Annotated in this window: 1 protein-coding gene; it reads left to right on the top strand. The window is 36.9% G+C overall.

Annotated features, from left to right (window positions below):
* Positions 1-629: 629 nt before the first annotated feature.
* The gene (locus tag ABJE44_RS03960; protein ID WP_348120649.1) at positions 630-1,418 is read left to right on the top strand and encodes an alpha/beta hydrolase-fold protein; all 789 of its coding nucleotides are present in this window, start codon (positions 630-632) and stop codon (positions 1,416-1,418) included.
* Positions 1,419-1,600 lie beyond the last annotated feature (182 nt).

The following is a 1,600-nucleotide window of genomic DNA, read 5'->3' as shown; positions in this document are numbered from 1 at the left end:
TTGATACATAATATCGAGAAACTGAAGAATTACGGCCAGTTAGCGGCATAAGCTAAAACCACACTACCTCAAATTGCCCCCTTTCATCCCGCTAAACTCAGGCCTCAATGGCGCCAAATACATCGAAAAGAAAATTATCCTAAAAACGCACCAATGAATTGAAAAATACAGATGTTCAAGGCAAAGTAGTGAAAGATAAAAATTAAGAAGAGCAGTAGAAAGTGCAAAGTCAAAACAGTCTTTTTCTACAGGCTCGTTAGCATGCCAAAGCTGATTCTCAGTTGGTTACTTAAAAGTGGTGTGCAAAGCGGTTAGCTTTTTGGCTCATCACGGTCGGTAAAAGTAGTTCACGTAATCGGTAAGTTCTGGCAATATAAATCATCAAATACTGACAAGGTAAGGCAACGGATAATGCAATTACACAATTCAAACAAGGCAGTCACAGCTTGTTAGTTCATCAATCAAATCAAAAAGCAGCGCGCTATGCGGCTGCTAACAAAAACATCAACTGGAAAACTACTCGCTGTAAAGCGCTCGTATTTTCCAGTTATATTAGGCGTTATAAGTACTGAAAGGTTCGGAGTTTATCGAAATGTCGTCATTTATATTTTTACAAAAAGGAAATTTCTTTGGGTATATTTAAACTACTTTTACTTGTCTGTGCATTTATGGGAGTACAGCCAGAAGCTGTTGCTGATAACATCAATAAACCAATATCTATGCAGTTTGGTAAACAAGTAATTGTTAAATCGAAAGTATTAAGAGAAAATCGCAATATTATTATTCATTTACCTTCAGGGTATGCAAAAACAGAAAAGAACTATCCAGTTCTTTATCTCCTTGATGGAGAAAGGCACTTATACCATTCTGTTATCGCATCAGAGTTGCTGAACAAAGCCAAACAGATACCGGAGTTAATTATTGTTGCTGTAACAAATAATGAAGGTATGAGACAGCGAGATCTAAATACGGAAAGTGAAAAATTCACACTTTATTTAAGTCGCGAAGTGATTACGTACGTTGATAATAATTATAGAACTACGGGCTCAAATACTTTATTTGGTCATTCGTTGGCCGGCTTTTATACCGTCGATTTGCTAGCAAACGCCGCTCTTTTTTTTGAAAACTATATAGCTGCGAGCCCGCCATTAGAAGGTGATGATATAGAGCTTTACAGTAAAATAGTGGCACCGACTAACGCTCATGAAGTGAGTAAGAAAACGCTATATTTTACTTTAGGGAGTAAGAAGGAAGAGGGAGAAGATGTAGCAAATGCAATGAATAATTTCGTTAAGTTATTGGGTGAAAGCTCTCCGCAAGGCTTTGATTGGCATTACCAATTTCTCGATGGTGAAACTCATATTACAACGTCTTATCTAACTTTGTTTGAAGGGATACGTTACGTCTTTAAAAAATAATATTCTAGATATGTATGTAACTCAATCAATGGGGTCAGAGACTGAGGGATCCCCACGAATATTCAACCATTAAAATTGTCTGCAATCATAGTTCTGAGATTTAATTCTGCCATTTCATATTGCTCGCAAAGCAATATGAAATGCTTATCTACGAAGCCCCGCAAGCCTAAATAATGAAACGA

The sequence above is a fragment of the Paraglaciecola sp. genome (assembly GCF_039942875.1).
GTDB lineage: Bacteria > Pseudomonadota > Gammaproteobacteria > Enterobacterales > Alteromonadaceae > Paraglaciecola.
Note: the sequence above shows the minus strand (reverse complement) of the source record. Positions and strands in the feature narration are given on the sequence as shown.